The 26,536-nt window shown below is 39.9% G+C and carries 20 protein-coding genes, 1 tRNA gene and 4 pseudogenes; 16 read left to right on the top strand and 9 right to left on the bottom strand.

The genetic code is table 11. From position 1 onward, the window contains the following. The first annotated feature begins 25 nt into the window (after positions 1 to 25). Positions 26 to 228: pseudogene (locus tag ACF8FD_RS02900) on the top strand (addiction module antidote protein). A 55-nt stretch (positions 229 to 283) separates the two neighbouring features. On the opposite strand, the gene ACF8FD_RS02895 reads toward ACF8FD_RS02900, so the two are convergent. Genes ACF8FD_RS02895 through ACF8FD_RS02885 form a run of 3 tightly spaced genes read right to left on the bottom strand, consistent with a single transcriptional unit; the run spans position 284 to position 3,652 of the window. After that, a complete protein-coding gene (locus ACF8FD_RS02895; protein WP_058951571.1) occupies positions 284 to 2,113 on the bottom strand; it encodes a ferrous iron transporter B in 1,830 nt (609 codons plus the stop codon). Beyond that, on the bottom strand, positions 2,103 to 2,360 hold the full coding sequence (locus ACF8FD_RS02890; RefSeq protein ID WP_058951572.1) for a FeoA family protein: 258 nt from the start codon (positions 2,358 to 2,360) through the stop codon (positions 2,103 to 2,105). The genes ACF8FD_RS02895 and ACF8FD_RS02890 overlap by 11 nt, the downstream gene beginning before the upstream one ends. An 11-nt stretch (positions 2,361 to 2,371) precedes the next feature. Next, positions 2,372 to 3,652, bottom strand: coding sequence for a cation transporter (locus ACF8FD_RS02885; protein ID WP_279679378.1), 1,281 nt, complete (start codon positions 3,650 to 3,652; stop codon positions 2,372 to 2,374). An 89-nt stretch (positions 3,653 to 3,741) separates the two neighbouring features. Between ACF8FD_RS02885 and cadR the strand changes: the two genes are divergently transcribed. From cadR to ssb, 6 genes are all read left to right on the top strand, one after another. Next, positions 3,742 to 4,134 (top strand): Cd(II)/Pb(II)-responsive transcriptional regulator, encoded by a 393-nt coding sequence (cadR, locus tag ACF8FD_RS02880; protein ID WP_000550240.1) that lies wholly within the window; start codon positions 3,742 to 3,744, stop codon positions 4,132 to 4,134. A gap of 142 nt (positions 4,135 to 4,276) precedes the next feature. Then, positions 4,277 to 4,687 carry a hypothetical protein gene (locus ACF8FD_RS02875; protein WP_279679377.1) on the top strand — a complete coding sequence of 137 codons (411 nt, stop codon included), beginning with the start codon at positions 4,277 to 4,279 and terminating at the stop codon, positions 4,685 to 4,687. Between the two features lie 49 nt (positions 4,688 to 4,736). Continuing rightward, a complete protein-coding gene (locus tag ACF8FD_RS02870) occupies positions 4,737 to 6,104 on the top strand; it encodes a TolC family protein (protein WP_004281854.1) in 1,368 nt (455 codons plus the stop codon). Position 6,105: 1 nt separating this feature from the next. Beyond that, positions 6,106 to 7,341, top strand: a complete 1,236-nt coding sequence (locus ACF8FD_RS02865; RefSeq protein WP_234304367.1) for an efflux RND transporter periplasmic adaptor subunit — start codon at positions 6,106 to 6,108, stop codon at positions 7,339 to 7,341. Then, positions 7,331 to 10,489, top strand: coding sequence for an efflux RND transporter permease subunit (locus ACF8FD_RS02860; RefSeq protein WP_004281852.1), 3,159 nt, complete (start codon positions 7,331 to 7,333; stop codon positions 10,487 to 10,489). Before ACF8FD_RS02865 ends, ACF8FD_RS02860 begins: the two co-directional genes overlap by 11 nt. Before the next feature lie 283 nt (positions 10,490 to 10,772). Further along, positions 10,773 to 11,387, top strand: a complete 615-nt coding sequence (gene ssb / locus ACF8FD_RS02855; RefSeq protein WP_392453105.1) for a single-stranded DNA-binding protein — start codon at positions 10,773 to 10,775, stop codon at positions 11,385 to 11,387. Positions 11,388 to 11,580: 193 nt separating this feature from the next. Here the strand turns inward: ssb and ACF8FD_RS02850 are convergent, their stop codons facing one another. Beyond that, positions 11,581 to 12,999: an aspartate ammonia-lyase gene (locus tag ACF8FD_RS02850; protein ID WP_279679333.1), complete on the bottom strand. Its 1,419-nt coding sequence runs from the start codon at positions 12,997 to 12,999 to the stop codon at positions 11,581 to 11,583. 134 nt (positions 13,000 to 13,133) lie between these two features. Between ACF8FD_RS02850 and ACF8FD_RS02845 the strand changes: the two genes are divergently transcribed. Then, positions 13,134 to 14,024, top strand: a complete 891-nt coding sequence (locus ACF8FD_RS02845) for a LysR substrate-binding domain-containing protein (RefSeq protein WP_062032041.1) — start codon at positions 13,134 to 13,136, stop codon at positions 14,022 to 14,024. 135 nt (positions 14,025 to 14,159) lie between these two features. Here ACF8FD_RS02845 and ACF8FD_RS02840 read toward each other — a convergent pair. Continuing rightward, a pseudogene (locus ACF8FD_RS02840) lies at positions 14,160 to 15,457 on the bottom strand (dicarboxylate/amino acid:cation symporter). A gap of 1,017 nt (positions 15,458 to 16,474) precedes the next feature. On the opposite strand from ACF8FD_RS02840, the gene ACF8FD_RS02835 reads away from it, so the two are divergent. The 4 genes from ACF8FD_RS02835 to ahpC all read left to right on the top strand — a co-directional run bounded on the left by ACF8FD_RS02835 (position 16,475) and on the right by ahpC (position 19,967). Further along, positions 16,475 to 17,467, top strand: a complete 993-nt coding sequence (locus ACF8FD_RS02835) for a DUF1852 domain-containing protein (RefSeq protein ID WP_234304370.1) — start codon at positions 16,475 to 16,477, stop codon at positions 17,465 to 17,467. Positions 17,468 to 17,504: 37 nt separating this feature from the next. After that, the gene (locus ACF8FD_RS02830; protein ID WP_004691635.1) at positions 17,505 to 18,551 is read left to right on the top strand and encodes a methionine synthase; all 1,047 of its coding nucleotides are present in this window, start codon (positions 17,505 to 17,507) and stop codon (positions 18,549 to 18,551) included. An 82-nt stretch (positions 18,552 to 18,633) separates the two neighbouring features. Beyond that, positions 18,634 to 19,125, top strand: coding sequence for a flavin reductase (locus tag ACF8FD_RS02825; protein ID WP_017396908.1), 492 nt, complete (start codon positions 18,634 to 18,636; stop codon positions 19,123 to 19,125). A 278-nt stretch (positions 19,126 to 19,403) separates the two neighbouring features. After that, on the top strand, positions 19,404 to 19,967 hold the full coding sequence (gene ahpC / locus ACF8FD_RS02820; RefSeq protein ID WP_004978183.1) for an alkyl hydroperoxide reductase subunit C: 564 nt from the start codon (positions 19,404 to 19,406) through the stop codon (positions 19,965 to 19,967). A gap of 99 nt (positions 19,968 to 20,066) precedes the next feature. Here the strand turns inward: ahpC and ACF8FD_RS02815 are convergent. Next, positions 20,067 to 20,989: pseudogene (locus ACF8FD_RS02815) on the bottom strand (LysR substrate-binding domain-containing protein). Positions 20,990 to 21,116: 127 nt separating this feature from the next. Continuing rightward, a pseudogene (ycaC, locus tag ACF8FD_RS02810) lies at positions 21,117 to 21,732 on the bottom strand (isochorismate family cysteine hydrolase YcaC). 332 nt (positions 21,733 to 22,064) lie between these two features. On the opposite strand from ycaC, the gene ACF8FD_RS02805 reads away from it, so the two are divergent. The 3 genes from ACF8FD_RS02805 to ACF8FD_RS02795 all read left to right on the top strand — a co-directional run bounded on the left by ACF8FD_RS02805 (position 22,065) and on the right by ACF8FD_RS02795 (position 25,493). Continuing rightward, positions 22,065 to 22,946, top strand: a complete 882-nt coding sequence (locus tag ACF8FD_RS02805) for a pirin family protein (RefSeq protein WP_234304371.1) — start codon at positions 22,065 to 22,067, stop codon at positions 22,944 to 22,946. Positions 22,947 to 23,360: 414 nt separating this feature from the next. Then, positions 23,361 to 24,659 carry an FAD-dependent oxidoreductase gene (locus tag ACF8FD_RS02800; protein ID WP_193791554.1) on the top strand — a complete coding sequence of 433 codons (1,299 nt, stop codon included), beginning with the start codon at positions 23,361 to 23,363 and terminating at the stop codon, positions 24,657 to 24,659. 3 nt (positions 24,660 to 24,662) lie between these two features. Further along, a complete protein-coding gene (locus ACF8FD_RS02795) occupies positions 24,663 to 25,493 on the top strand; it encodes a cyclopropane-fatty-acyl-phospholipid synthase family protein (protein ID WP_063454609.1) in 831 nt (276 codons plus the stop codon). 67 nt (positions 25,494 to 25,560) lie between these two features. On the opposite strand, the gene ACF8FD_RS02790 is transcribed toward ACF8FD_RS02795, so the two are convergent. Both ACF8FD_RS02790 and ACF8FD_RS02785 read right to left on the bottom strand, forming a co-directional pair. After that, positions 25,561 to 25,636 (bottom strand) — tRNA-Thr (locus tag ACF8FD_RS02790). 178 nt (positions 25,637 to 25,814) lie between these two features. Next, the gene (locus ACF8FD_RS02785; protein ID WP_004691623.1) at positions 25,815 to 26,042 is read right to left on the bottom strand and encodes a hypothetical protein; all 228 of its coding nucleotides are present in this window, start codon (positions 26,040 to 26,042) and stop codon (positions 25,815 to 25,817) included. A 255-nt stretch (positions 26,043 to 26,297) separates the two neighbouring features. Between ACF8FD_RS02785 and ACF8FD_RS02780 the strand changes: the two genes are divergently transcribed. Then, positions 26,298 to 26,536: transposase (locus ACF8FD_RS02780; protein WP_171253002.1), on the top strand; the 239-nt coding region annotated here is incomplete at its 3' end.

The raw sequence follows: 26,536 nt of genomic DNA, 5'->3' as shown, positions 1-26,536 counted from the left end.
AAGATTTGTCATTGAACGACACATAATGTTATTCCCGTCTAATTGCGATGCGGCATTTATAGCTAAAGCTTTGGGAACTATCGCAAAGGTCAAAGGGATGACTCAATTGTCTGAAGATACTGGTCTAGGTGAGAAAGCCTTTATAAAGTTCTTTCTCGTGAGGTTAACCCTAGTTTCGATACTATGATCAAAGTTGTAAAAGCATTTAATTTACGGCTAGCAATTTAACAGTGAATATTTAATAACAACGGGAACTAGACTCCCGTTGTTATTATTTTGGTAATTAAAGATTACTCGCAACTTGGTATGTGATGAATGAAAAGATGTAAGCTAATGCGAATAGATAAGTTGCCATAATGACTGGCTGTTTCCAGCTACCTGTTTCTCGTCTTATTGTTGCTAAAGTGGCGAGACAATGGGGAGCAAAAATAAACCATACTAATAATGATAAACCGGTGGCTAGCCCCCACCCATCTGGACCTGAAATTTGACTTAGCAGACTTTGGGTTACTGTATTTTCATCGCCAGACATTGCATAAATGACACCAAGAGCAGCAATTACAACTTCCCTTGCTGCCATAGCAGGGATGAGGGCAATACAAATCTCCCATGTAAAACCAATAGGTGCAAATATAGGGTGAATTAAATGTCCTAATTGACCAGCTAGACTATAGTTAATTGCTGGCATGGTAGCGTGGTCTGGTGGTTGAGGGAAAGTAACAAGTACCCATAACAGGATAGACAGTGCCACGATAATGCCACCAACTCGTTTTAAGAAAATGCTCGCTCTATCATACAAACCTAATGCAATGTTTCTAATATCTGGAATTCGATAGGTAGGAAGTTCAAAAATAAAAATACTTTCAGTTTTATCTTTACGAACTAATTTCAGAAAGAGTGAAACTAATAACGCAGATACTATTCCCGACATATAAAGACCAAAAAGGACCAATCCTTGCAGACTTAACCAGCCATAGATCAATTGGTTTGGAATAAAGGCAGCGATTAATAAAGCATATACTGGCAATCTTGCTGAACAGGTCATCAAGGGTGCAATCATAATTGTCGCTAATCGATCCCGTTCAGAGCTAATGCTTCTGGTTGCCATAATTCCGGGAATAGCGCAGGCAAAGCTAGATAGCAAAGGAATAAATGAACGCCCACTAAGGCCTGCTTTAGACATTAATTTATCTAACAGAAATGCTGCCCGTGGCAAGTAGCCTGATTCTTCGAGCATTAAAATGAAGAAGAATAAAATCAGAATTTGGGGCATATATGCAAGTACGCTACCTGCACCAGCAATTACGCCATCAACGACTAAGCTTCTTAATAATGGATGCTGAATGAGGGGGCCAATAGAATCACTAAGCCAGACCACAAAATTTTCAATGAATTCAATAAATGGTGTGGCCCATATAAATACCGCTTGGAACATCACAAACATGGTTAAAGCTAAGATTACCAAACCCAGTACAGGATGTAGAAAAATCTTATCTAGAAACGCAGTTCTTTTGTCACCACTGTCATTATTTAAAATGACTTGTTTGGTGATTTGCTTGATCTGTTCAAAGTGATCTAATTCAGAATGATAAGGGGCAACAAAAAGATTTTTTTGATCTAACTGATTAATTAAATCTTGAATCCCTTTAGTTTTGACAGCGACAGATTCAACTACAGGGATACCTAACGATTGAGAGAGCTTATCCTTATCAATGGATATACCACGCTTCTTGACCTCATCCATCATGTTTAATACAAGAAGCATAGGCCTGTTTAGAGCACGAACTTCAAGAACTAAGCTCAAATGTAAGCTGAGATTTGTGGCATCTACAACGCATACAAATATGTCAGGTAAAACTTCACCTTTTAGCTCACCAAAACAAACTGCTCTAGTGACTTCTTCATCTAAACTGCTAGGTTTTAAACTATAAGTTCCGGGTAAGTCTAATACTCGTACTGTATCACCAGAAGGTAATTTAAAAGAACCTTCCTTTCTTTCAACAGTAACCCCAGCATAGTTGGCAACTTTTTGACGAGTACCTGTAAGGGTGTTAAAAAGTGAAGTTTTACCGCAATTGGGATTACCAATAAGTGCAATATTTTTAGTGTTCATTGATGATCTCTACAAAAATGCGTTCAGCTTCGTTCTTTCTTAAAGCAAATCTTGAAGTTTCAATTTGAACTAATACAGGGTCTCCACCAAAAACACCTTTAGCGAGTACTTGTAGAGTTTCACCCTCTCTAAAACCTAATAGTTGGAGCCGTTCCAATACGGGATCAGTGGTATGACTGTATTGATTACCTTTTTTGAGATCTCTAATTTTGACGATCTGATTTTGTTTAACTTGAAATAGATTCATTTTCGATACTCTTACTTCAAAGCCAAAATCTTTCGAGCACCATTAAGCACGAATAAAGAAACCAGGATGCCAATGATTAAGTCTGGGTAAGCTGATCCCGTCCACGCCACGAGTACACCGGCAAATATAACGCCCATATTTACCACAACGTCATTCGCCGAGAAAATCCAACTGGCTTTCATATGTGCGCCATCTTCTCGATGACCAGAAATAAGATATAAGCATGTCACGTTAGCTATAAGTGCGAGCAGGCCAATAACAATCATGAGCGTTGATTCTGGCTCGCTTCCAAACATGAATCGTCTAATGACATCAATAATCACGATGACAGCAAGTAATAACTGAATCCAACCTGCGAAATGGGCTGCTTTCACTTGATATTTCGCAGCTTTTCCGACGGCATATAGCGCAATACCATAAACGGCTGCATCGGCAAACATATCTAGAGAATCAGCAATCAATCCTGTAGACGCAGCAATAATACCGCTGATGAATTCTATAAAGAAAAGTAGAGCATTAATACCTAATAACAGTTTAAGTACTTTAGCTTGTCTCACAGGATCAGGTTCATTAGGTATATCGCCTGTAGAAAGCTGTGTTTCATCAAGTTTCGCCCCAAAACCCAGTCCTTCAAGTTTGGCCGTAATTTGCTGACTCCCTTCATTATGGAAGACTTTCAGTTTTCGATTGGGAAGATCAAAAGTAAGACCTTTAACTGCTTCAATATCTGCAAGAGCCATACGGACCATTTGCTCTTCAGCAGAGCAATCCATTTTAGGAATGGTGTAGGTACTTGTTTGCTTAGCCTGTTGATTGCTTATATAAGTTTCAGTCTTCACAAGCTTTGCACCAAAACCCAAAGCTTCAAGTTTGGTGGTTATATTTTCATCTTTTTGATTATGTAGAACCTTTAAAGACCGGTTAGGTAAATCAAAGATGAGTTTTTGAACACCATCAATTGAAGATAGCGCCATACGAACCATCTGTTCTTCCGCAGAACAATCCATTTTGGGAACTAAGTATTCACTCATGTAGTGCGAATCTTTTAAAACGTCTTCAGTGCTTAAATTTTCTTTGGGATCAGAACCACAACAGGATTGAGCGGTATCTTCACAACTGTTTGAAGTGTTACAGCAAGGAGATGAAGATTTTTTTTCTTCCTCTTCACCACAACAGCTAAGCGTATTATCACAATTCTTTGAATTGTTTGCTTCTGCAATTGATGGATGATTTTCTTGTTGAGATTTCTTATCTTCGCATGGTGTTTCTTTACTACATCCACAACCACTCATAATTATACCCATTAAAAAAATTATAAACTTTGAATATTAGAATCCCTATAGTTACTATAGAGTCAAGAATCTTTGGAAATACTAACTCAATGCATTTAAAAATTGGTGAACTCTCTAAAAAAACCTCATGTTCAGTATTAACAATTAGGTTTTATGAAAAGGAAGGTTTAATTCCGGAACCGGAAAGAACGGAAGGAAATTACCGCCTTTACGATGTAGGCTATGTTGAGCGAATTAAATTTATTTTGAATTGCCGAACTTTAAATATGAGTTTGAATGAAATTCGTCAATTACTTACCTATAAAGACAAACCTGAGAAAAATTGTTCAGATGTGAATGAATTAATTGACTTACATGTCAGTGCTATCAGAGAAAATATAATCAAGCAACAAAAGCTTATTGAACAACTATCTGATTTAAGAGGTACTTGTGATGGCTTATGTACAATTGACCAATGTGGAGTTCTAAAAAATCTAGCTTGATTATCTAGACCTATGCTTTTTTCAAAAATTCTGTATATCTTTACTTAAGGCTGCAAAAAGTTTAAGGTTACTCAAATTCTGTGATCAGATCTTTGATAGATCTGGACAGCTTCTTATTGGTGTTTTAAATACAGATTTGTGTATGAAGAGAAAAACATTTCTAATCCAGATATTGGTACTCTTATTCACATTCCAGAATATTTGGAGTGTGGCAGAGGCTGCGTGTCTGCATGAAATGCCAAACATACCCAATTCAATACTCTCTAATCCAATCGATTTAGACGAAAAGAGTGATAGTCCTAGTCAAGCACTTTATTCCCTAGAAAACTATAAAGAAATCTATGACTATTGTCAGAAGGTTTGTTTTAACGAAAAGTGCAGTCATTTCTCAAATACAATCGTGATTCAGATTGACCCACCCGATGATCTGAAGCTTAAGGCTCATTTTGAGACCGGCATTACCCCAACTTATTTGGGAATAACTTTTTATAAACCCCCTTATCTGGATCAATTAACCCCGCCTCCCGATTTGCCCCTACTATTGGTGGGGTAGTCTTATAAAAGCCCACCACTCCTAATTTCATTATGCGTGGGGCATTTTCATGTCAAAAAACAAATTACATCAGGATACCTCCATCCTGAATTTATCCTGGTCAGCCTTAGGTAGCGGTATCTTGCTATCTGCAATGATCAGCTTCAGTACTTCCGTAGTCGCCAGTACTCAAGATTTAACGCTGCAGCAAGCTATTGAGCAGGTTAACCAATATCAAGCGTCCCAAAATTTCTGGGAAACGCAAAACAGCATTAATGCCACGAATCTTCAGCAAAGTAAGCTGTTTAAAAATCCTGAATTGTCAGTTGAACAAACGGGATTTGGTTCAAATAATGAAAAAGAGCTTACCATTGGCATATCACAACCCTTGGATATTTTTGGTGAGCGAAGAGCAAACCAAAAATTAGCCAGTCTCTCTACAGATAAAACAGCGCTGAAACAGAAGATTTATCAAGCACAAATTGAGCTTGCAGTGAAATATGTATGGTCACAACTGGCCATTGCTGAACTTGAAAAAAACATTGTCAATGAACAACTTCGGGTGAGCCAAGAAAACCTTCAAGCAATCGAAAAGCGCTTTAATGCAGGCAGTATTGCCCAAGTAGATGTAAATCGCGCACGTTTAAGCCATGCTGAAAATATCCGTCTTTTTAGACAGGCAGACTTACAGGTACAAGTGGCCACCCAACAATTATCAAATTTATGGGGTACGTCTGATAAGTCATTGCAGGTAAACCTCTCTTCACAAAAGCTCTGGCCAAAATCGACTCATGAACAGGTTCAAGAATATTTAGCGGAAAACTACGTTGAGAAATATCGAGCTTTACTGGTATTAGAGTCTCAAGCAACGGTTGATCAACTAAGGGCAAAGGCACGTCCTAACCCCACTTTAAACCTAGGTGTCAACCGCACCCAATCCTTGGAAAACTCCACACAAAATCAATTAGTAGTCGGAGTCAGTGTACCGCTTAATATTTTCGATCGTCAGCAAAATGGCATAAAAATCGCGCAAGAAAAAATGAACTTATTAGAGCGTCAGAAAGAGTTTTATCTGAAGCAAAATGCGCTGCAAATAGGCACAATTTTAACCGAGTTGCAGGGTTTAGAGCTGCAATTCAAAGTCGTTGACGAGACTCAAATTCCTTTGGCGACTCAAGTTCAAAGTAAGACGCTACAAGGTTTCTTGGCAGGCAAGTTTGCTTTAACCGATGTTCAGCAAGCCACGCTTCAATTACAAGACATCCGTCTGCGTAAAGTCCAGTTGTTACGGGATGGCTGGCAAAAGGCCATTGAAGCAGAAAGTTTGAGCTTAGGCATTAGCCCAAGTGAAGTCATGTCGAAAGATGCTATTGCACAAATCAATCAAAACTTATGGCAAGACATACAGGCCATGCCTGTCATTGGTGGGGGAAATTAACATGTTCGATCTTAAAAACAGCTTAAAAAAACAGAGCGGAAAAATCTCTCAACCTCTACTGATTAGTTTGGTTATCGGCGCTACCGTACTCCTCAGTATTTTTTTGATCTTAACTGGTAAGAATAAATCGGAAACATCAGATGAACATGCAGAGGAAGAAAGCGGAGAAGAACATGGCGGTGAAACCGAAGAGCATGCAGAAGGTGTGAGCCTGACTGCCAAGCAACTGGTGGAACAGGGCATACAATTATCAGCGGTCGATCAAGGCCCGGTGGTTAAATTAAGTTCTTATCCTGCCAAACTGAATGTGAATACTGACCAGCAAGCGCACGTCTCACCGAGTTTTAGTGGTCATGTAGAAAATGTCTATGTAGAACTCGGTCAAAAAGTTCAGAAAGGACAGCCTTTGGCTGCGTTGCTTGTTCCTGATCTAGTTGATCAGCAGGCCAATCTTAAAATTGAACAAACCAACCTTGAACTGGCGAAACAAGACTATGATCGTGAGCGTCAGCTTTGGTCACAGGGCATTTCAGCAAAACAGGACTATCAACGTGCTTATAACAGCTATAAACGGGCACAAATTCAGGTTCAAGCGGCCCAATCACGTTTAAGTGCATTTGGTGCAGTGAATGCCAGTAACGGACGCTATATTTTGAAAGCTCCCATTTCTGGCGTGATCAGTAAAAAGGATTTGGTTCTCGGGGAAAATGTTCAGTTAGCCGATCAACTCTTTACGATAGACCGGTTAGATCAACTCTGGCTTGAGTTTATTGTTCCAAATTCTGAAATTATGGGCTTAGCCCCGAATCAAAAGATCGAATTTAAATCCTTGCAAACAGAAAAGGTTTATCAAGCTGTTATTCAGACTTTAAATACTGAAGCGGATATTCAAACAGGTCGTCTTCAGGTGCGAGCAAAAGTTGAATCGAATGCAACCGAATTACGTCCAAACTTGATGGTGAACGTACAGTTGCAACAACGGAGTGAAAGTACCGCATTACGGGTACTTAAGTCCGCAGTTCAGAATGTCGATGGAAAAGATGTGGTTTTTGTCGCCACTCAGCATGAACAAAAAGTTGAATTCAGTCCGCAACCTGTGAAATTAGGGCAATCATCTGGGGAGAGCCAATGGATTGAAGTGGTGAGTGGGCTTAGTCAGGGACAAAAATATGCCGCTCAAGGCAGTTTTTTACTGAAATCCGAGCTGGAAAAAGGAGAGGCTTCACATGAGCACTGAAACTCCTCAAATTCCAGACCACGAATCGGTAAAACCTGAAGGACTGTTTGATCGACTGATCCAGTTTTCTATCCATAACGCAATCTGGGTCATGCTGTTTATTGCGGCTTGGATTGCTATTGGTATTTATAGTTATCAAAAGTTACCGATTGATGCTGTACCAGATATTACCAATACTCAGGTGCAGATTAACACTTCAGCCAATGGTTTTACGGCTTTAGAAATGGAACAGCGGATTACATATCCAATCGAGAATGCCATGTCAGGCATGCCGAAAATGGAACAAACCCGTTCTATTTCACGCTACGGCTTATCGCAAGTGACCATCATTTTTGAAGATGGCACGGATATTTACTGGGCCAGACAGCTTATCAACCAGCGCTTGCAAGAAGCAATGGGAGAAATGCCTGAAGATGTGCAACCTAACATGTCACCTATTTCGACAGGTTTAGGTGAAATCTATCAATGGGTGATTAAAGCCGAACCAAATGCTAAAAAACCGGATGGGACCGCTTATTCGGCTATGGATTTACGTGAAATTCAGGATTGGATTGTAAGGCCACAATTACAGCGCGTAAAAGGCGTTGCGGAGATCAACAGCATTGGTGGCTTTAATAAAACCTATGTGGTTGCCCCGGATCTGAACCGATTGCAACAATTGCAAATTCCTTTGTCTGATTTACAAACTGCCTTAACAGAGAATAATGAAAACCGTGGTGCTGGCTATATTGAGAAAAATGGACAACAGCTAACGGTTCGTGTTCCCGGCACTTTAAACACGATTGAAGATATCCAGAACATCAGTATTGCCAATAAAAACGGCTATCCGATTCGGGTGGCAGATGTCGCCAATGTCTCAATTGGTCATGACTTGAGAACAGGGGCTGCAACCTATAATGGTGAAGAAACTGTATTGGGTATTGCCATGATGATGATGGGAGAAAATAGCCGTACCGTTGCTCAAGCCATTGATGAAAAGGTGCAATCGATCCAGCAATCGCTACCTAAAGGTGTGGTGATTGAGACTGTGTATGACCGTACGCATTTGGTTGATCGGGCGATCAAAACCGTTCAGAAAAATTTGATTGAGGGTGCAATCCTCGTCATTGTTATTTTATTTCTCTTTCTAGGTAATTTCCGTGCTGCGCTGATCACGGCTTGCGTTATTCCACTGTCAATGCTGTTTACCTTGACGGGAATGGCAGAGCAGAAGATTAGTGCAAATCTGATGAGTTTAGGGGCACTGGACTTCGGTATTATTATTGATGGTGCAGTGGTTATTGTAGAAAACTGTATCCGTCGGCTAGCAGAAGCTCAGAAGCTGAAAGGTGGTTTACTTAGCCGTTCTGAAAGATTTAAAGAAGTCTTCTTGGCTGCAAAACAGGCGCGTCGTCCTCTGATTTTTGGACAGTTAATTATTTTGGTGGTTTATCTACCTATCTTTACCCTGACGGGTGTAGAAGCCAAACTTTTCCATCCTATGGCAATGACTGTTGTACTGGCTTTAATTGGGGCTATGATTTTATCTGTCACTTTTGTGCCAGCCGCAGTTGCCCTATTTGTCACTGGAGAAGTCAAGGAAACCGAAAGTCGCTGGATGCATTGGCTTAAAACCAAATATGAACTGCTTTTAGATAAAGCCTATGAGCTTCGTTTATTTGTGACTATTGTGGCTGCCTGTATTTTAGTGCTTACGGGCGTGCTAGCCACTCAAACAGGTAGCGAGTTTGCACCTCAACTGGGTGAAGGTGATTTTGCTGTTCAGCAAATGCGTTCCCCAAGTACAGGGTTAGAACAGTCACTGAGAATGCAGGAAAATACTGAAAAGTTACTGTTGAAAGAATTTCCTGAAATTAAAGCGATTTTTGCCCGTACCGGTACAGCAGAAGTGGCCACAGATGTTATGCCACCCAACATTTCAGATGGCGTGGTACTGTTAAAACCTCATGATGAATGGCCTGATCCAAAACAAACGATTGATGAGCTTCGCCAAAGAATGATTACTTTCTTAGCGACATTGCCGGGAAATAACAGTGAGTTCTCGCAACCCATTGAACTGCGCTTTAACGAGTTAATTTCAGGGGTGCGAAGTGATGTGGGTGTCAAATTATTTGGTGATGACATGGAGATTCTAAATCGCGAAGCGAATAAAATTTCTCAAAAAATTAACTCAATTTCAGGCGCGACAGCCGTTAATGTAGAACAGACCAGTGGCTTACCCTTGTTGAATGTAGAGGTGGATAAGTCCAGAGCTGCACAATATGGCTTGTCGGTAAGAGCAATTCAGGATCTGGTAGCTACAAGTGTCGGTGGCCAGAATGTTGGAACAATTTTACAGGGAGACAAGCGTTTTGATTTTGTCATCCGTCTAGATGAATCCCAGCGTAGTCCTGAACAGTTAGCGGTACTTCCTATTCAATTGCCGAATGGTGGTTTAGTCCAACTGCAAGATGTGGCACGCGTTGAAAATATCCTGGGTATTAATCAGGTCAGCCGTGAAAATGGTAAACGTCGAGTGGTTATTACTGCAAATGTAGAAGGACGTGATTTAGGCTCATTCGTAACAGAGCTTCAGAGCACGTTATCCAAACAGGAATTACCAAGCGGTTATTGGATAGATTATGGCGGTCAATTTCAAAATCTGATGTCTGCAAAAGCGCGTATGCAATTGGTGGTTCCGCTCGCATTGTTGACGATCTTTATTTTATTGATGGCTGTATTCCATAATATCAAAGAAAGCTTACTGGTCTTTAGTGGTGTACCGTTTGCCTTATGTGGAGGCTTAATCGCGTTGTGGTTGCGTGACATTCCATTATCCATGTCAGCAGGGGTTGGCTTCATTGCACTATCGGGGGTGGCTGTACTGAATGGCTTAGTCATGCTTACCTTTATCAAAGAGTTGCGACAACAATATGACCTTTATTATGCAACGTGGCAGGGTGCAATTTTGCGTCTTAGACCTGTGCTGATGACAGCTTGTGTGGCGTCCCTTGGGTTTGTCCCGATGGCTTTGGCAACCGGAACTGGGGCAGAAGTACAGAGACCTTTAGCAACAGTGGTTATTGGAGGAATTATCTCCTCTACCCTGCTTACATTGGTTTTATTGCCCGTACTGTACCGCTGGATGAATGAAAAGAAAGCTTCTTAATCCATTAGATTAAGCAATTTTTAGCAGAGATATTGAGCCTGTCTCAAGTATCTCTGCTAATCATGGATTGAATAAGGAAAATTTTATGTCAGAACATCATGATCATAGCCATGCGGTTGTTACTGAAGGAAATAGTAAGAAATTAATGTTTGCTTTGGGTTTAACGAGGCTTTGTTGCACAAAGATTTCATAACTATATGATTTTAAAAGTTTTGATTATTTTTTGATCCAAAATTAAATTTATTTAAATCAGATGCTTACATATTTATGCAACAAAGCCCATATGGATACTGCAACTTATAGTAAAACTAATATGAGCAAAGTCATATTAGTGGGCACATTAGGCCGAGATCCAGAGACGAAAACTTTTCCAAACGGTGGTTCGTTGACCCAGTTTTCAATTGCAACGAGCGACTCTTGGACAGACAAAAGCACAGGTGAGCGTAAAGAGCAAACCGAATGGCACCGTATTGTGTTACACAACCGTCTAGGTGAAATTGCGCAACAATACCTACGTAAAGGTTCGAAAGTTTATATTGAAGGTTCACTGCGTACTCGTCAGTGGACAGATCAAAATGGTCAAGAACGCTACACCACAGAAATTCGTGGTGAGCAAATGCAGATGCTCGACAACAACCGTCAGCAAGGCGAGCAAATGCAAGGCGGAAATGATGGTTATGCACAACCACGTTTCAACAATAACCAAGGTGGTGGTTATAACAATAACAACAACCAAGGCGGGTATGGCGGCAATCCTGCAGCGGGCAATAGCAACAACCAACAAAGTGGTTATGCGAACAATAACCCAAGCGGTTTTGCACCAAAGGCGGCTCCTCAGTCAGCGCCTGCGGCAGCACCAGCAGATATGGATTTCCCTTTTGATTTGTATAATATCTAAATATTGTATGAAGTGAAAAAAAACTTGATTTATATCAAGTTATTTTTTTATGGCTAGGCAAATTTGGTATTTAAAAAAGAGCTTTATAGAATAAAGATGTTCAGCTAATACGAGTGACATAGCATACTTTTCCTCTCTATAAAAAAGGGACCTCTGATGAGATCCCTTTTTAAAAATACGAAATGCTAATAAATCATGATAAAGATTGCTGAGGATGAACCATATTGTTGATGGATAGCACATCAGCCAAAAGTTGATCAGACAATAGGTTTTCAGCTTTAATTAAAGCCAATACACTTTGACCCGTTTCATTCGCTTGTTTTGCAATACGAGTCGTTGTTTCATAGCCCAAATATGGGTTGAGTGCAGTAATAATGCCGATTGAATTATCTACATTTGCCTGACAGTGTTCAGCATTGGCACGGATGTTTTCAATACATTTATATTGGAACATTTGCATCGCTTTACCCAACAAATCGATCGATTCGAACAGTTTAAAAGCAATTAATGGCTCCATCGCATTGAGCTGCAGTTGACCTGCTTCGGCCGCCAAAGTAATGGCTAAATCATTTGCAATCACTTGAAAACACACTAAATTCATTGCTTCTGGAATAACAGGGTTCACTTTGCCAGGCATAATTGAGCTGCCTGGTTGACGCGGTTCCAAATGGATTTCATTCAGACCTGTGCGAGGGCCACTAGAAAGTAAACGCAGGTCATTGGCAATTTTTGAGAGTTTAGTCGCGGTACGTTTTAAGAAGCTCGATAATAAAACGAAATCACCCATATCTGAGGTTGCTTCGATTAAATCAGGTGAACTGCTGATCTGCTTTTGGGTAATTTCAGACAACGCTGCGATGGCATATTCACGATACTTAACTTCGGTATTGATGCCTGTTCCAATTGCTGTTCCGCCCAAATTTACAACACTTAGAGCAGACGGCATGATGTCATTGAGCTTGTTTAAATCATTTTGTAAGGTATTTGCAAATGCGCCAAATTCTTGACCTAAGGTCATTGGAACGGCATCTTGCAATTGGGTACGACCCATTTTTAAGATATGCGAAAACTCATCGGACTTGTTCTTAAAACTTTGAATTAAATTTTGAAACGGACTGTTCAATTGCTCAATTGCAAAAATTAAACCCACTTTAATGGCTGTTGGATAGACATCATTGGTTGACTGAGACATATTAATATCATTATTTGGATGTAAATATTGATATTCGCCTTTTAAATGCTCTAAATGTTCTAAGCCAATATTAGCCAGTACTTCATTGATATTCATATTGGTGGATGTTCCCGCACCACCTTGAATCATATCAATTAGAAATTGGTCATGATATTTATAATTAATAACTTGTTCACATGCATACTGAATAGCATTGTATTTATTTTCTTCAAGTTTATTGAGTTTAAAATTGGCTTCTGCGCATGCAGCTTTAACCATTGCAAGGGCATTAATAAAAACAGGGAATTGATTGAGTTTATTTGGACTTAAATTAAAGTTCTCTAAAGCTCTTAAAGTTTGTACACCATAATAGCAATGAGCAGGAATTTCTTTATGTCCTAATAAATCCTTTTCAACGCGTGTGTTAATCTTAATGTTCATTTAAATAGACTCTAATCTCGAATAAATCGATATTAAAGTGCACACGGTTTTTTTTCTAATGTAAAAATATATTACTACATGCATTTTTTGCATAATAGATTATAATTGATCAAAGGATGAGTGAAGAATGAGTTATGACTTTAGAAATTCGATGGATTGAAGATTTACTTGCATTAGAGCAAGAAAAATCGATATCTCAAGCAGCAGCTCTACGACATGTCACGCAGTCTGCCTTTACGCGCAGAATTCAGAATATTGAAAACTCATTGGGTTTCCAAATTTTGAAAAGATACAGTAAAAATATTGATTTCACAGAAGCAGGACAAGTTTTACTGGCTTCGGCAAAAAACATACAAAATCAACTCACTACAACAATAAAATATTTAGAAAAGAATGTGAAACATGATGAGTTAACCGTCAAGTTTGCAGTGTCACACTCGCTCATTACACAGTTTTTCCCCCGCTTTATTCATGAGTTATCGATGGATATGACGGACTTAAAATTGGAAATTATTGCCTCAAATTTCAAACAGGGGATGCGCTTATTAAAAGATGGCTCGTGTGATTTTTTAATCAGTTATTGCGATCAAAAAACATTAGAACAATTCGATCGTTCTTTGTTCGAATTTCATAAAATTGTTGAAATGGAAATACTCCCTGTGACGGCCTTAGATCATGACGGGACTGCCAAATATTCACTCAATCAGTCTTTCCCTTTGTTGTCTTATAGTAAACAAGCATATTTAAGAAACTGTGTGGATGAAGCAATTGAAAATAAGTTGGATTATAGAACTTTATATGAGACGGATAATGCAGGCGATTTAAAAGAGTTGGTGTTGCAAGGTTTGGGTGTGGCATGGTTGCCTAAATTATTGGTTGAAAGAGAAATCCAAGAAAATAAATTAAAAGTACTGGACGGTAAGCAGTACTATTTATTTCAAGATGTCTATCTAGTTAAACGAGAAATGTCATTTTCAAATCGAATTAATTATATTTGGAATATTTTAATTCAGAAAAATAAATAATTGGATTTTATGGATTATTTTGGTTAATCGTTGTCAGACATATTTTAATCATAAATAGGGTGATTTTATGAATAGTAAATAAAGGGCTTTACTTACTATTTAAAAATCACCATTTTATTTTCTCTATAAATAATTCTAACTGTTATCGGCCAATTGGTTTACGGGAGGAAGGTTGTCCACCATAATACCTTCTTGCTCCGTAAGTTCATCTTTATTGCCTTCAGTACGTGCAATTACGGCAGTTGCAATACTATTTCCAATCACATTGGTTGCCGTACGGCCCATATCTAAAAACTGATCAATCGCTAAAATTAATAGAATACCGGCTTCAGGAAGCTTGAACATAGCCAGAGTGGAGGCAATCACCACAATGGATGCCCGTGAAACACCTGCAATCCCTTTACTCGTAATCATGAGGGTAAACAGTATGAGTGCTTGCTGGGAAAAACTTAAATCAATGTTGTAGGCTTGTGCAATAAATAACACGGCAAATGCCATATACATCATCGAGCCGTCGAGGTTGAAAGAATAACCTAAAGGGAGAACGAAACTGGTAATACGTTTAGGCACACCGAATTTATCCAAAGCTTCTATGGTTTTTGGATAAGCCGATTCGCTACTTGCGGTCGCAAATGCCAACATGGTGGGTTCACGCACAATTCGCATCAATCTAAAAATATCTTTTTTCAAGAAGATATAGCCGAAAGCAATCAGGAGAGTCCAAAGCACCAGTAATCCCACATAGAACTGTCCAATGAAAATACTATAATCGATAATCAGCTTAGGGCCTTGGATAGTAATAGCGGAAGCAATGGCTGCAAAAACGGCGATAGGGGCAAATGCCATGACATAATCTGTAATTCGGAACATCACCTTACAGAGTTCATCAATTATTTTACCAATGACGGTCGCTTCACTATGATGTTGAACATAGGCAAGTGCAGAACCAAAGAAAATTGAGAAAACCAAAATCTGTAATATCTCATTATTGGCCATGGCTTCAGCAAAACTACGCGGGAAAATATGCGTAATGAAGCTTTCTAAGCTCAGACTTGTCGCACTGACACCGATATCAACCGCTGTTTGAGGAACGGTGAGATTCATCCCAGCGCCAGGTTGGAATAAATTGGCTAAGCCCATGCCCAGTAAAAGTGAAATAAATGATGCACCAATGAACCAACTCATGGGCTTAAGGTAATTGATCCCAGAGAAGAGGATTTTCCCATCGAGACAAGACCAGAAACGATTGTTGCAAAAACTAAGGGTGCAATAATCATTTTAATTAATCTTAAGAATACATCAGTCACAATTTTAAAATAGGCGGCAAGTTCTGTGGTTTGTGCAGTTGTTAAAGTGCTATGAAAAGCCCAACCAATCAGTATTCCTGAGATCATGGCAATCAGAATACATTTCAGTAATTTCTTCTGCTTCATACTTATCGTTCCTTCTTTAATCTTCTTTTCATCAACTTTTGGCCTGATGTAGCAAGTCATTGATGACATTCCATGTTGATCAATTTATAGAGGCATTGCTTTAGGTGTTGAGTGCTAAATCGTCGATTGGGGATTTAGCTGTGGCAAGTGTTACTTTTTTTTAAAAAAAACGACAATGCAATTTTTAATTCAGTTATGCAAAAAATGCATGAGATGATTCTTTAGTTTTACTTGATATAGGTGAGCTGTTTTTAATATAACGACCGAATGTTTGTTTTTTTAATTCTGATTGGTGATAGGAAAGATATTAAATTTCCTGATTCTGTGAGGAAGAGCCAAGGTCAGAAAGAGGAGCCAAAGTTAATAAATACAAGAACTCAAAACCAAGCTTGCACTCTTAATTTTCCCACAGACAAAACCATTGAATCGCCTGTTTTATCTAATATTTTAATAATCAGCTTATGACTTTAAGTTGCTGATATAAATAGATAATTAAAATAAAGATGTAGCGTGTTGATGACGTTGATCGAGCAATATCATGACTTTTCACAGCTCACGCACAAGGACTTGATGTTTTCATTCTTTCCTTTCGTACATCCACAAAAATTATCCACGCATAATGGCTTTGTTGCATAAATATGTAAGCATCTGATTTAAATAAATTTAATTTTGGATCAAAAAATAATCAAAACTTTTAAAATCATATAGTTATGAAATCTTTGTGCAACAAAGCCACGCATAATTCATTGTTAAAGTGACAGAATTTACAAACATGAATTTAGTTCACTTTTGGTTGAGATTAAATCATTTTTATTCATGTGATCATTCAGGTATAAATTAAACCACGCTCTTAACGATAGATCATATTCATCGTTGCTTCTTAGCCTGATACTCAGAAAAAACTGAAAAGGCTGGAAAGATGATTCACTAGAAAGATCCAAAAAGAAAATTGGACCCTCTAGAAAGAGCATGAAAGAAATTCAGTTTTATCGCAGAAATATAGGGTAATAGATCGCCATGAGTACAGAGTTTGCATGTTCAATTAAACGCATTCGTTTTGATGAAAACTATCAACCAGCAGATAACACACGTCTAACGACTAACTTTGCTAACTTGGCGCGCGGTGAAAGTCGTGAGCAGAACCTACGTAATACACTTCGTATGATCAATAATCGTTTCAATGCCTTAGCACAAACAGATAACCCGAATGGTGATCGTTATTCGCTTGAAATCGATATTATTTCTGCAAATTTAGACATTGAAGGGAATGGTCAAACTTTCCCAATTATTGAAATGCTGAAAAGCACGATTAATGATCATCATACCCATCAACGTATTGAAGGCATGATTGGCAATAGCTTCTCGTCTTATGTACGTGACTACGATTTTAGCGTGGTGCTGAAAGAACATAATAAAGAGAATTCGACATCGTATGCACCTGAAGGTTTTGGTGATCTACATGGCAAACTGTATCAATACTTAGTGAACTCAGAGACTTTTAAAGCAGAGTTTAATCAACAGCCTGTGATTTGTTTGAGTGTTTCAACAGCGAAGAAGTATCACCGTACTGCCAATGAGCATCCTGTTTTAGGCGTTGAGTATAAACAAGATGAATATTCACGTACCGATGAGTATTTCCATAAAATGGGCTTACAGGTTCGCTTCTTTATGCCGAAAGGGAGCGCTGCACCTTTAGCATTCTATTTTGCGGGTGATTTACTGCGGGACTACACCGATCTTGAGTTGATTAGTGCGATTAGCACCATGGAAACCTTCCAAAAGATTTATCGCCCTGAAATTTACAATGCAAATTCATCAGCGTCCCAAGTCTATCAAGCCAGCCTAGAGTATCCAGATTACTCCTTAACACAAATTGTCTATGACCGTGTTGAACGTGGTCAGCTCGCGGTTAAGCAAGGTAAATGGACGGAAGAGAACTTTATTAAGCCTTATCAAGACATCCTTGAACAATGGGCTGCGAATTACACCGTAAACAGCAACACTGCTTAATTTACCTGAAATAGAACATAGAGATAGAAGATTTAAAATGGCCATTTTATTACCAACATCAACTGCGGGCAGTTTACCGAAACCTTCTTGGCTTGCCGAGCCTGAGAAACTTTGGTCACCTTGGAAACTCGAAGGTGAGGCATTACTCGAAGCGAAACAAGATGCTTTACGTTTGTCATTACAAGAACAACTACATGCAGGTATTGATATCGTCAGTGATGGCGAACAAACCCGCCAACATTTTGTGACGACGTTTATTGAACATCTGGATGGCGTTGATTTTGAGAAACGCGAAACAGTTCGTATCCGTAATCGTTATGATGCGAGCGTACCCTCAGTAGTAGGTGCAGTAAGCCGTCAAAAGCCGGTATTTGTTGAAGATGCTAAGTTTTTACGCAGCCAAACAAATCAGCCGATTAAATGGGCGCTTCCTGGCCCAATGACCATGATTGACACGCTGTATGATGGTCATTATAAAAGTCGTGAAAAACTGGCTTGGGAATTTGCCAAAATTCTCAATCAAGAAGCGAGAGAACTAGAAGCTGCTGGCGTGGATATTATTCAGTTCGATGAGCCTGCATTTAATGTGTTCTTTGATGAAGTGAATGATTGGGGTGTTGCAACGCTTGAACGAGCACTTGAAGGTCTGAAATGTGAAACTGCGGTTCATATTTGCTATGGCTATGGTATCAAAGCCAATACCGATTGGAAAAAGACCTTGGGTTCAGAGTGGCGTCAATACGAAGAAGCATTCCCTAAACTGCAACAATCTAAAGTTGATATCATCTCACTCGAATGTCAAAACTCGCGTGTGCCAATGGATCTGATTGAGCTGATTCGCGGTAAAAAAGTCATGGTCGGTGCGATTGATGTGGCAACCAACACCGTTGAAACACCTGAAGAAGTTGCGAATACACTACGTAAGGCGCTTCAGTTTGTCGATGCAGATAAGCTTTATCCATCTACCAACTGTGGCATGGCACCTTTAGCACGTGAAGTGGCACGTGGTAAGCTGAATGCGTTAAGCGCAGGTGCAGAAATTATTCGTAAAGAACTTTCGGCTTCATACGCAGCAAGCGCTTGATGTGAAAGGGTTACCTGTTTGATAAAATGGGTAGCTTTTATCTGAGTCAAAGCATGTGTCCGTTCTACTGAGGAATAAAATGATGATTGAAGCAACAGACTTTAGAGATGCAATGTCTTTGTTAACCAGTGCAGTGAGTGTCGTAACTACGGCAGGCATGGCTGATCGTCATGGATTCACAGCATCTGCCGTATGCAGTGTGACGGATACACCACCGACATTATTGGTCTGTATGAATAAAGCATCGCGTTCACATGCACATTTTGTCGACAATAAAATTTTATCGGTGAATGTGTTAGGTGCACAACATCAGCATATTTCGAATGTCTTTGCATCTAAAATGACGTCTGAAGAGCGTTTCAAACATGGTGTGTGGACAGAGCTAGAAACGGGCGCACCTGTTTTAAAGGATGCTTTGGTCAATTTTGACTGTGAAATTGATGATATTCAAGAAGTGGGAACACATACGGTTTTTATGTGCCGTATTGTCGCGATTCAACAAAGCCAACATGAGCAAAGTTTGGTTTATTTTAATCGTGCTTATCATCAGGTCGGGCAGACCGAAACGGCTTAAATTCAATTTTTATTGAACATCAAGGCTCTGAAATGGCTTCCCAAATCATAGATTTTCCACTGCTTGACTCTAGATTTGACTGTATTAGCTCGATTTGAAAAATCCAAAGGTTTTCATTTAGGTCACAAGATGGTGAAAATCGGGCAACACTGTCGGGAAATAATAAATCTAAAAATCCGATAAAAATAATAAAAACTTACTGTTTTACCAATTTCTGGTTTGTGCGTATTCTTGCTTCATCACTTAAGCACTCTCACAAATCTTTTGAGGACGAATACATGAGTTTAATCAATACTGAAGTTAAGGCGTTTAATGCAACAGCTTACCAAAATGGTGAATTCATTGAGTTGTCTGAGCAAAACTTGAAAGGCACATGGTCTGTCGTATTTTTCTATCCTGCTGATTTCACCTTTGTGTGTCCAACAGAATTGGGCGATTTAGCCGATCACTATGCTGAATTTCAAAAACTGGGTGTGGAAATTTATGGTGTATCGACTGATACTCATTTTACCCATAAAGCATGGCACGACACGTCAGATGTGATTGGTAAAATTCAGTATCCATTGATTGGTGATCCAACTTGGACTTTGTCTAAAAACTTTGACGTGCTGATTGAAACAGAAGGTCTAGCAGACCGTGGTACTTTTGTGATTGATCCTGAAGGTAAAATTCAAATTATTGAAATTAATGCCGGCGGTATTGGTCGCGATGCGTCTGAACTATTACGCAAAGTGAAAGCAGCACAATATGTGCATGCACACCCAGGCGAAGTATGTCCTGCAAAATGGAAAGAAGGTGAAGCAACGCTTGCGCCGTCAATCGACTTGGTTGGTAAAATCTAAGTCAACCTCAATGGTTGCATCGTGCTGAGTCATGAGCATGATACCTGTAAAAAATCAGCCCAAGTGGCTGATTTTTTTTATGCAAGGTTCTTTTAGCTTTTACAGATGGTAACCCTTGCTGGTGCTGGCAAAGTCTCTTAAACCCTGAATCAAATGCTCAATCAGTTTTTCCATGACCAAGCGTTGTCCTTTACGTGAAGCATAGACCAACTGTACGGTTCCAATATTGGAACACCAGTCGGGCAAAATGTGAACTAGGCGACCTGAAGCAATATCTGCCTCTACCGTTAAGTAAGGCAAGTTGGCAATGCCGAGTCCATCCAGAGCCGAGTAATACACACCTGCGACATCATTACTTTTGACCCGTGGTTCTAAAGGAATCACGATCTGTTCATCACTCTGGGTATGATGCAGTAACCATTGATAATTGGACTTTTGTACCCCCAGTGCGAGCGTTGGAAAATCATTCAGCTCAGTGGCAAATTGAATTTCACGGCCTTGTAGCAGATCAGGACTGGCCACCAAACAATGCGTGGTTTTGACCACATCACGGACCACAATGCTCGAGTCTTCATTGGCACTAAAATTGGTCCGAATGGCAAGATCAATGTCATCATGCAAGACATCGACATGACGGCTGGTCAGCTCCATTTCCACTTGGACTTTGGGATATTGTTTTAAAAAATGATTGAGTAAACTTCGCACTTGATAGCGCATCATCACAGAAGGGCAGCTGATCTTGATTAAACCTTGCGGTTCACTTTTCTGTTTCAGTAAAACATTGTGTGCACTTTCGACTTGCTGAATGATTTGACGACATTCTTCAAACAGCTCTTGTCCCAAAGGTGTGACTTTAAAATGTCGTGTTGAACGCTGAATCAGGGTCACGTTGTACTTGGCTTCAAGGTCTAAAATGCGCGACTAAGCTTAGACTTGGTGATGTTCGAGGCATCACTTGCAGCACTGAAACCGCCGTGCTTGACCACAAGATAAAAATAATAATAGTCGTCAAATGAATGCATGATGGGTTCAAGCCTGTATTGATTTTTGACCGAAGGCAGTCTGTGATGGATGATCTGATACTGTATCATCGCTAACGATTGCGCACGACAAAAAAGCGATCCGAAGATCGCTTTTGCTCAGGTCGAATTATTTCTGCGCTGTATTTTTGCTATAGCTTTGAATCAGGTTTTTATAGTCTGGAATATGCGCTGCAAAGAGTGAACCGAGGCCTTCAATATCATTACGCCAGTCGCGGTGTAATTCGCAAGCTGCCCCAAACCATGACGCCTGCCTGAGACATGCGATCCCATGCTGCATCACGGGTGATGGGGTTAAAGGTTCCCGACGCATCGGTAATCACAAAGACGTCAAACTCTTCTTCCAGTGCAGACAGTGCAGGGAAAGCCACACACACTTCAGTCACCACACCCGCAATAATCAATTGTTTTTTACCTGTGGCTTTCACGGCTTGAACAAAGTCTTCATTGTCCCATGCATTGATTTGCCCTGGGCGTGCAATATAGGGTGCATCGGGGAACATTTCGACCAATTCAGGGACCAAAGGACCGTTTGGACCATCTTCAAAACTGGTGGTCAGAATGGTGGGAAGATTAAAATATTTCGCGGCAGCAGCCAGTGCGAGTACGTTATTTTTAAATTTGTCAGGGTCAATGTCACGGACCAGTGAAAGTAGACCCGCTTGGTGGTCAACCAAAAGAACCGCTGCATTATCTTTATCTAAACGAATATAAGGTTTAGCCATTTTTCTGTCCTCGTTGTGATTATCAGTCGAGTCTCAAGGCAATCAGTAAGAAGGTTAGTGCCTTGAGCTTGAACATCTTCATAGGTAGGAAAATGAGACAATAAAATAAGCCAAACGAGATGCTTAATCTTAAAAATAGGAAAATTTGAGCAAAAATATGCCATAAAAATAAAGAATGGCTTTGTTTTTAAATTGATTTTTATGCAGGTGAGATGATTTTAACGAGATTGTCCTATTCGTGTGATTGTGTGTACTAGCACAGTGCTATAAGAGGGCTGAGGAAAGGGGTAGTATAGATTGCATATTCATCCTATCGATATAGGAGTTCCAAGATGAAAAAAGTAATTGGTGTTTATCGTAATCAAGACATGCATTGGGTGGGTGATGGTTTTCCTGTCAAAAACCTCTTTTCATATGACCGCTTAGGACAAGCGATTAGTCCGTTTCTACTTTTGGACTATGCTGCACCTTACAAATTTGATCCAACCACATCGCAACGTGGTGTGGGTTCACACCCGCATCGTGGCTTTGAAACAGTCACCATCGCCTATAGCGGTGAAGTGACACACAAAGACTCTAGCGGCGGCGGTGGTACCATCAATACTGGCGATGTACAGTGGATGACTGCGGGTTCAGGTGTGGTGCATGAAGAGTTTCATTCTCCAGCCTTTGCTGAGCATGGTGGTCTGTTTGAAATGGTACAACTTTGGGTGAATTTGCCAGCCAAAGACAAAATGACCACACCCCGTTATCAAGCCTTGACCGTGGCAGATATCCCGCGCATCGAAATGGATGATAATGCTGGACACATACGCGTGATTGCGGGCGAGTTTGGAGGTCATCATGGCCCTGCTCAAACGTATAGTCCCATCAATGTTTGGGATGGTGAGTTAAAAGCAGAGTATGAAACTTTTATCCATGTGCCCGTCACGCATAACACGATTGTGGTGGTGCTCAGTGGTGAAGTGCTGATTAATGGCACGCAAAAAGTGGTGGATAGTTCCATTGTGATGTTTGCTCAAGATGGCGAAGCTGCAATTCAACTACAAGCGCTGCAAGACACTAAATTCTTGGTGTTGACCGGTGAACCACTGAATGAGCCAATTCAAGGTTATGGTCCATTTGTGATGAATAGCAAAGCGGAAATTGTGCAAGCTTTTGATGATTTTAATCGTGGCAAGTTTGGTGAAATCTCTGTTGCTGTGGTGGACTAAAATCTTGGCGCTAAAAAGAAGAAATCCCTACTCGGTCAAGGGTAGGGATTTTTTAGGCGCTGTAGTCTTCTTGTTTTGCATAGTTGGTCATGAATTATTATGTGATGTAATTATCTTTTTTATGCGGGGCGCATATTAGCGATTTTTCGCTGGTTTGTAAAACAGATGTTATAAAAATAGTTAATTTATATACTTTGTTTTTAAAGGTTTTATATTTTTATTTAAAATAAAATGTATAAAAAACCTGTGTTTATTTAAGTGGTTTTTTAGTGTAATGAAATGTAATTTAAGCAAATGTCGTCCTACCAGTGCGGCACATGAAAAAATGTGATTCTGGTATTTTTTAATAGCCCTATTTTTTCGACATTGGGTCATAATTTCAGTCAATATAAGTCAGACTGACGGATCATAATTTTGGATATTGCAGTTATTGGTAGCGGCATGGCCGGTCTTGCTACCGCAAGAATTCTAAAGGATGCTGGGCATAATATTACTATTTTCGAAGCACTGACTGGGCGAGGGATGGATAGCCACAGTACAGAGTTTGAAGGTGGTCTGATTGATGCTCCGTTACGTGTCATGAACCCACACTTATGGAAAAACACCTTAAGTCTTGCGACTTATTTAGGCATCAAAACGTATCCAGTACGCACCTACATGGCGTGTAGTTGGTTGTTTGAAGACCGTACAGAAACATGGTTAACTACTACGCGTAGCCGCATTGGCAATTTCCCGATTATCAATAACCGTAAGGGCCTGCAGCAGTATGGATGGCGCTTGGTTAAAGGTATGTTGCAGCTTAAAACCGCGATTGCTAAATTCTTCAAATCTAAAGATCAAGACATTACCTTGGCTGAATTTATCAACCAGCATGACATTGAAGAGGTATTTTGGCATGGCGCAGTGATGCCTGTGCTCTACACCATCTGTACCTGTAATCCAAAAACCATCGGCGAATGGCCAGCGAAACCGCTGTTGATCTTTTTACGTCAGTTGACGGATGGTGATGCTTTATTGCGTATACAAGGTGGAACACCGGCCTTGGTCGATAAATTGATTGAAAACATCAATATCCAAAGCGGATCTGCTATTAGCAAAGTCACTGAACAAGGTGACAAAGTTTTGGTTGAAAATAATAAGGGCAAACAGCAATTGTTTGACCGTGTGGTGGTGGCAACGCCAACCACAAAAATTGAAGAGTTTTTAGATCCTGTTCAGTTTGCAGATGATATTGCTCTGTTAAAACAATTCCGTTTTGAGCAAGGTCAGCTGGTGATCCATACTGATCCTTCCGTGATGCCACCTAAGCGTAAAGACTGGTCGGTGCTGAGCTATATGATGGACCGTAAGTTTACCCGTCAACAGTTCACGGTTTGGCTCAATTCAGTCGAACCAAGTCTGGTCGGTAAAAACGCCGTGTTCCAAACGTGGCAGCCTGTGACCGAGATTGATCCGAAAAAAGTAATTTCAACAGTAACTTTGACCCGTGCGGTGGTGGACTCGCAAACTGTGGCTTTGAATAAAGAGTTACAACAACGCCATAAGAGTGCCAACCGAAAAGTCTTCTTCTGTGGTTCATGGTCGTGTGATGGTCTGCCTATTTTAGAGTCTGCTGTCACTTCAGCAATGCATATTGCAGAAATTTTCGGTGCGCCATTGCCGTTTGTTGGATTAAAACCTAAAGTTGAGGTTGCCCCACAACTCGGCTACTAAAGCATGAAATGGCTCCAAACCTTACAGCGACATCTGCCCAAACATAAATATGCAATTGATGCAAAACAATTGGGAGATCACGCTGTATTGGCTTGGAGCAATCTTGGTTATTGGGAAAAGAACCCATCCTCCTATCCTGAGGCTTGCCAAACACTGGCAACGCATCTTGCTGATCGATTACAGCTAAAGTCAAATGACCGTGTTTTAGACTTGGGCTGTGGACAGGGCGCAAGTCTATTGCTGTGGCAGCAGCATTACCATGTTCAGCAACTTTGTGCGGTTGAGTTACAAGCTGAATGTATCCAGCGCATACAACACACTTTAAATTCAAATATACACATCATTCAAACGTCATTTTTAAATTTAAATTCAAAGCTATTTTCAGTACCTTTTAATGTGGTGTTGTGCCTTGATGCCGCTTATCACAGTGATTTAAATTCATTTCTAAGATCAACCCATTCTGTTTTAAATTCAAAAGGTCGGATTGGTTTTCACTATCTGATGCTGAGTAATGCATTTTTGAATTTAAATCGTTTTGAGAAACTTCAACTGAAAATGCTGTTAAAGGCAGCCGATGTTCATTTGGAACATCTTCAGTTAGAGACGAATTTGCAGCATTCGATAGAAGCACAAGGCTATCAGCAGGTTGCTATTGAAGATTTATCAGATGCAGTTTTGGCGGGGTTTTCTCGTTATTATCATGTGCATTTAGTCCAACAGGCCGCTCAAAATTTGGATTATTTCAAAATTAAAATGACGGCTAAGCTCTGCCAAAAATTATTTGAACAGGGCATCGTGCGCTATGTTCAAATTACGGCAGTGAAAGACATTTAAAATGAAATAAAAAACCAAAATGCCAGAAACAACAAAGCCTCACTAAAAAGCGAGGCTAAGTATAAAATGGTGCCGGCACACGGATTCGAACTGTGGACCTACTGATTACAAGTCAGTTGCTCTACCAACTGAGCTATGCCGGCAACGTGGTGAGAATAATAGCGGATTTTCTTGAAAACGCAAGCCAAAAAGTGAGCGATTGAAATGCACATGATTTTTTGTGCAAACTTCACCCACCAAAGGGTGGGTGAAAGCTAAGAATAAAATTTGAGGGGCTGTGATGAAACTATTTTTAAATAGGGTTCAGTGAAAACATGGAACTTATTTGCTCCTTAAAATTTGATCGAGGTCTTGGGCACATTCTTCCAACGTAAAAGCCATGTCGAGTTGCATTTGAGGTTTGAGTTCATTGGCCAGCGTTCTCCATTGTTCAATCAGACGAATTGCTTTTTGAATTTTATGTTTGTTGACATCCTTTGCAAGGGTTGGGGTATAACCGCCTCGTTTAGCGTTTTTAATTTGTTTGACATAATTGGTGCTGTTATTCATTCTGACTCCCGAATAGCAGTTTTATTGGTCAATTTTGTGTTTCGCTAGTTATATACCGCAAATGAATTGTGCTTCATAAACATTGCATCTAGATGATCATTGATGATTTATTTTAACCTCCCTTAGAAATTGTTTTAGCTCAAGTTTGAATCAGGTTCAAGCGTTTATTTTTGAATAAATATTTCACTTTGTGGTGCAAATGGCTTTGTTGCACAAACCTATCTGTAAAGGCTTTTTTAGCGATATAATTTTCAAATGAAGAAGCCTACACACAAAATCTACCGCACAACCAATTGGCCCGCATATAACCGAGCACTCATGAGTCGCGGAAATATTGCCATTTGGTTTGATCCTGCTACGCAATGGTATGCGCCATCAAAAGGCAAACAAGGGCGAAATCAAACCTACTCCGACGCAGCCATCCAATGCTGCTTAATGATTAAATCCTTATTTCGTCTGTCTTTACGTATGGTCACTGGCTTTGTGCAAAGTCT

Origin of the sequence: Acinetobacter sp. TYF_19 (assembly GCF_043105125.1) — a bacterium.
Lineage (GTDB): Bacteria > Pseudomonadota > Gammaproteobacteria > Pseudomonadales > Moraxellaceae > Acinetobacter > Acinetobacter johnsonii.
This window is presented reverse-complemented; position numbering and strand designations above follow the sequence as displayed.